Here is a 5,486-nt window from a genome sequence, read left to right on the forward strand (position 1 = left end):
GCTCGCATACAGGACAAAGAAAGCAGTGGAAGACAAAGACCGTTTACAGTTGACACCTTAAGAAAAGTGTCCAAAAAAGTGTTGCCATTCCAGGGCGAATCGCAACGCCCTGGCCCCTTCCCCGGGTTTCAAAGCCGTGTAAGAATCAATTTCTTAGTAAGAACGTAACTTGAATCCATTCCGTTCGCTACGCATTTTGAAAGCTTGAAACAAAAAATTAAAAAGAAAAAAGCAGAATTTAAAAAACAAGAATCCCCATTCTTCCCGGTTATAAGGGCGAGATAACATCTCGCCCTTATAACCTACCTGACTTGAACATATGTTTCTTGAGTGGTAAAATAAAAGAAAAAACAAAACATTTGTTCATCTTCATCGTGAAAGGAGTCTCTATGGAAAGCCAAATTATCTCTCGTGCCAAAGCCCGTGATCCCGAGGCCCTGGCCCAGTTGCTCGTCGATCTCGTGCCCATTACCCGGGCCACGATCCGCCGCATTCAGCCCTACGCGCAGGATCCGGACAATCTCTACGGCGAGGCGAATCTCATTCTCCTCGACGCCGTGGATGATTTCGATCCCGAGCGGGGCGTGCCTTTTCATCTCTATTACCGCGCGCGCCTGTCGTATTTCCTTATGGACGATTTAAAGCGCAGCATGAAAAAGCCCACTGTGCCTCTCACGGCGGAAATGGAAGCTGTCGTCGCCGACGTGGTGGACACGGAGGAGGATTTTATTCTCCTGGAGCGGGCCGAGGAGCTGCACCAAATCGTAAACGATCTGCCGATTCGGGAGCGGGCGGTGGTGAGTTTGTATTTTTTCTGCCATCTGTCTCTTTCGGAAATCGCCGCCCGCCTGGGGATTTCTTATCAGACGGTGGCCAACACGAAATCCCGCGCCATGAACCATTTAAGGAGGATCTATGCTTCTAAACAAACAGTTGATTCACTATAATTATTCGTCGAGAAACGGCACCCGCATCGCCTACATCGTGGTCCACGACACGGGCAATCCCGATCGCGGCGCCGACGCCATGGCCCATTACCGCTATTTCTCAGGCGGCAACCGAAGGGCAAGCGTCCATTATTTCGTGGATGACAAGGGCGTGGTGCAAATCATCGAAGATGCCTACGCCGCCTGGCACTGCGGCGATGGACATGGAGCCCACGGCATCACCAATCGCAATTCCATCGGCGTGGAGATTTGCATCAATCAGGGCATCGACCGGAAGGCCGCCCTGGCCCACGCCCGCAATTTGGTGAAAGAGCTCATGGCCTTTTATCGCATCCCGAAAGACCATGTGGTGCGCCATTTCGACGCGTCGCGAAAAATTTGCCCCCATAGCATGGCAAAAAACAATTGGGCCGAGTGGTGGGGCTTCTGGGAAAGTCTGTAATATCCGCCACTGCCCCACAGATTCCTTCCACGATACGAGCCTTCGGGCTCGTTTTTTTATTGCACTTCGATTAGGAATTCAAGCCATTAAAAGACCCCCGAAGTTGGATTTTTGGTCCGACTTTGGGGGGCAGTGCAATGTCCTCGGTTTTTTGTGTGTGAAATCAGTCGTTTTGCCGCTGGGGCTCGTAGTGGGGATAGTATTTCCGCGTGGAGATGCGGCGGCGCATATAATCCAGCCAGCGGGGAAGGGAGCGGTCTTTTTCGTACCACTGGGTAAAGGTGAAGCCTTTTTTCAGAGAGGCTTCGATTAAGTCTTTGTCCTTTTCGCTGCCGTATTTTCTCAGTACGGCGGGATCCACGAAGAGCCACAGGCCGCGCTCGTCGTGGTAGTGGCAGGGCGGCGTTTCCTCGGCGATGAGATCCTGCACCGGGTAGGTCATGAAATTGCAGCCGCCGGCGGTCATGTAGTAGGACGAGCGGCCTTGGCGAATGTTGATTTCGAACACTTTGTAGCTATCGTCTCGCACATCGTATTTCAAATCGAAATTGGCGAAGCCCCGGTAGTCGATGGCCTTTAAAAAGGCTTCGTATTGATCGTAAAGGGCCTGATCCCCCATGGTCAAAAGGGCGTTGTAATTGCCGATTTCATAGGGCAGGCATTCGTCCAAGAGGCATTTGCCCAGACACATCATGGTCACCGCACCCCGGGTGTCCACGTAGGCGTTTAAGACGTACATGGCGGAGGAGTTGCCGGGAATAAAGTCTTGGGCGATGAGATCGCCTTTGTAGCCGGCGGCGTAAATGTCGTTTACCACCCGGGCCAGTTCTTCGGCGTCTTGGATTTTGTAAAATTTCTTTTTCCCTTCGAAGTGCAGATGCACGAAGGCGATGCTGTCGTTGGCCTTGAGACCGATGGGGTAGGTAAGGCCAAGGTCCAAATCGTGTTTGTTTTCTTCCGTAATGATCACGGTCTTCGGGTAATGGAGGCCGTATTCTTCGCAAATGGCGTAGAAATCTTCTTTGTTTTCCAGCTTTTGCTGAAGATCGTAGTCGATGTAGTTAAAGCGGAAGCGGTCCTTCAGTTCCTCCTTGTGCTTGGCAATAAGGGCCGTGTAGCCGTCGGAGCAGGAGGTGAGGAGTAGGGGCAGATTTTCCCCCTTGAAGCGATCGTAAATGGCCTCCATAACGGGCATAAAGCCCGCCTCCGTGTCGAAGCCTTCGTGCACTTCCACGTCCACGATTTTCGATTTCCGCGTAAAGCGCAGGGGCTTCACGCCGTAGGCGTAGGAATGCACGCCGTAGGCCTCGTGAAGGGAGCGGGCCACGCCGTAGGCGTTGTTGTCCGTGCCTAAAACAATTGAAATAAATTCCATTATACCCTCTTTCTGCCGCAGCGGGCGATAATCACATCGCCTAAGACTTGGGTGGTGTCCACCACTTTTTCGTGGTCGATGCCGATGGTGGAAAGTTCCGTGCAGGCGAGGATCACCACGGCGTCTTTCGTGTACTTGGCGATGAGTTCGTCCATGACGGGGAAGCGGGTTTGGCCCAGTTCCTTCACATCGTAGATCACCCGGGTAATCTGCGTCTGTTCCTCGGCGTCGGGATAGACTACTCCCAGGTCGTGGCCCTTTGCGTAGCGATCGTAAAGCTTCGCCGAGGTGGTGCCTTCCGTGGCGAAGACCGCCACTTTCTTCGCCCCCATGGCTTTGCAGCGGGCCAGGGTTTCGTCGATCATATTGATGATTTTTCCGTCGGCCATGGATTCCATGGCGTCGAAAAAGTAGTGGCCCGTGTTGCAGGGAAAGGCGATGAGGGGCACCTTCAGTGCGTTTAAAATTTCGTAGTCGCCCTTCACGGCGTCGAGAAAATCCTCGTCTTTTCCGTGGAGAATCACGTCGGTGCGGTCGGGCAATGTGGCGTGATTTAAAATCAAGGCGTTAATGTGGTCTTGGTCTTTATTGGCGGCGGTGTGGCGGACGATGTAGTCGAAGAGGACGGAGGTGGCCAAGGGCCCCATGCCGCCGACGATGCCTAATTCATAGTTCATAGTGTCAGATCCTTTATCCTGTTTTCTTTATTGTACCACAGAGGCGGCGTCGCGCCGGTGAAGCGGGACAATTTTAGGCAAAGCTTAAGTCCCGCAAAAGGTTTTGTAGCCGGGGATGGACGGGGCGCCCCTTAAGGCCATCTGCTCTTCGTTGTGGGCGTAGGGCTCTTGCAAAAGCTTCATAAAGTGCAGCAGGAACGTTTTATCTCCCGCCTCCGCTTCCTGAATGGCCCGCTCCACGAGGTAATTGCGCGGGAAGATGGCGGGATTGTTTGCGCGGCGAATTCCGTCGCCTGCATCCCCTGTGGCCGAAAGAATTTTTTCGTAGAGGACGGCGAAACCGGGGGACCAATCATCCCGCTCGTCGCCGTAGGTGAGGCGGAGAAAGGATTCGTTGTAATCCAGCTCCTCTTTCATCAAAAGATCCAGCCATTCGTTGATCAGCCCGTAGACCGAGTCGTTCGCATCGTCAAAGCCCAGGCGGCGGGCCATGTAGCGGAAGTAAGCTTTTTGGAAGGTGTCGCCGTAGATTTTGAGGGCGGCCGTAATTTTTTCATCCCGCACCTTTTCGTCGCCGAGAATGTCTCCCAAAGCTTCGCCCAGTTTCGACAGATTGTACACGCCGATCTGCCCCTGATTTTCGAAGCGGTAGCGGCCGAAGTGGTCGATGGAGCTGAACACCGTCTTGGGATTAAAGGTATCCAAAAAAGCGCAGGGGCCGTAGTCGATGGTTTCCCCGGAAATGGTCATATTGTCCGTGTTCATGACCCCGTGGACGAAGCCCAAGGCCATCCAGCGGGCGATGAGATCCGCCTGGCGCTCGGCCACGCGGATGAGCCATTTCCCCCCGCGATCCGGGGCGTGGAGGAGATCCGGATCGTGGCGTTCGATGGCGTAGTCCAAAAGCACGGCCACGTCGCCGCCGATGGAGGCGAGCCACTCGAAAGTGCCCACGCGCAAATGGCTATCGGCCACGCGGGTTAAAATGGCGCCCTGCTCACGCTCCGTGCGCTGCACATATTGCCCGGTGGTTACCACGGCCAGGGCCCGGGTCGTGGGCACGCCCAAATGGACCATGGCTTCGCTTAAAATATATTCCCGGAGCATGGGGCCCAGAGCTGCCCGGCCGTCGCCCATGCGGGAGAAGGGCGTCTGCCCCGCCCCTTTTAGCTGAATGTCCACGCGGCGGCCATCGGGCGCGATCTGCTCGCCGAGAAGAATGGCCCGCCCGTCGCCCAACATGGCCGGGTAGCCGAACTGATGGCCCATGTAGGCCATGGCAAGGGAGGCGGCCCCCTCGGGCAGGGCGTTGCCGCTTAAATAGGCGAGGCCTTCCTCGGAGAAAAGGGCCTCGTCGTTTATGCCCAGCTCCCGGGCCAAAGCATTGTTCGTAATAAAAAACGCGGGATCCACCACCGGCGTGGGCTCCACCTTTCGGTAGAACCGCCGAGGCAGGCGCGCATATGAATTGTCAAAATTAAACATAATATCACCGGTGAATACTTACCCGCAAAAGAAGCTCACTACCCATAGGTATCTAATAGGAAAAATCATACGCCTTGGAAACGGCCCATGACATCCATATAGAATGCGGCGATATTGACGTAAACCATAGGATAACCATCGAATGGGAAATAAAACAGTAGGGGAATAACATTTGCCGACAAATTTAAGATAGAAAAATAGATAGACTCTTTGCACTGACCCCCAAAAGTTGGACCAAGAAATCCAACCTTTGGGGGTCTTTTAATGGCAAAATACAGTTATGAATTTAAAAGGAAAATTGTTGAGGAATACTTGGGCCGCAAAGCAGGTTATAAAACTCTGGCTATGAAATATCAAATTGACCATTCGCAGATCAGACGCTGGGTGAACAATTACAAACAATTTGGCGATGAAGGGTTAATGCGCTCTAGAAATAATCGTGCGTACAGTGTAGAGTTTAAGTTAGAAGCCATCACACGCTACGAAACGAGCGAATGCAGCTACCAACAATTGGCCCTTGAACTCGGTTTAACAAATCCATCCATGATTGTTAACTGGCG

Annotated in this window: 6 protein-coding genes; 3 read left to right on the forward strand and 3 right to left on the reverse strand. The window is 53.3% G+C overall.

Annotated elements, in window-relative coordinates; genetic code table 11:
* Window positions 1–389: 389 nt before the first annotated feature.
* A complete protein-coding gene (locus OCV31_RS09535; protein ID WP_148474661.1) occupies window positions 390–947 on the forward strand; it encodes a sigma-70 family RNA polymerase sigma factor in 558 nt (185 codons plus the stop codon).
* Window positions 916–1,389, forward strand: a complete 474-nt coding sequence (locus OCV31_RS09540; protein WP_148474663.1) for a peptidoglycan recognition protein family protein — start codon at window positions 916–918, stop codon at window positions 1,387–1,389. The genes OCV31_RS09535 and OCV31_RS09540 overlap by 32 nt, the downstream gene beginning before the upstream one ends.
* 163 nt (window positions 1,390–1,552) lie before the next feature.
* Here the strand turns inward: OCV31_RS09540 and OCV31_RS09545 are convergent, their stop codons facing one another.
* The 3 genes from OCV31_RS09545 to OCV31_RS09555 form a co-directional block, all read right to left on the reverse strand.
* Window positions 1,553–2,764: a carboxylate--amine ligase gene (locus OCV31_RS09545; RefSeq protein ID WP_267303934.1), complete on the reverse strand. Its 1,212-nt coding sequence runs from the start codon at window positions 2,762–2,764 to the stop codon at window positions 1,553–1,555.
* Window positions 2,764–3,441: an aspartate/glutamate racemase family protein gene (locus tag OCV31_RS09550; protein ID WP_148474667.1), complete on the reverse strand. Its 678-nt coding sequence runs from the start codon at window positions 3,439–3,441 to the stop codon at window positions 2,764–2,766. The genes OCV31_RS09545 and OCV31_RS09550 overlap by 1 nt, the downstream gene beginning before the upstream one ends.
* An 84-nt stretch (window positions 3,442–3,525) precedes the next feature.
* On the reverse strand, window positions 3,526–4,926 hold the full coding sequence (locus OCV31_RS09555) for a protein adenylyltransferase SelO (RefSeq protein WP_148474669.1): 1,401 nt from the start codon (window positions 4,924–4,926) through the stop codon (window positions 3,526–3,528).
* 264 nt (window positions 4,927–5,190) lie between these two features.
* Here OCV31_RS09555 and OCV31_RS09560 point away from each other — a divergent pair.
* Window positions 5,191–5,486 (forward strand): transposase (locus OCV31_RS09560; RefSeq protein ID WP_148474671.1); only part of this gene is annotated, 296 nt, incomplete at its 3' end.

The organism is Aedoeadaptatus acetigenes (assembly GCF_025566985.1).
Taxonomy (GTDB): domain Bacteria; phylum Bacillota; class Clostridia; order Tissierellales; family Peptoniphilaceae; genus Aedoeadaptatus; species Aedoeadaptatus acetigenes.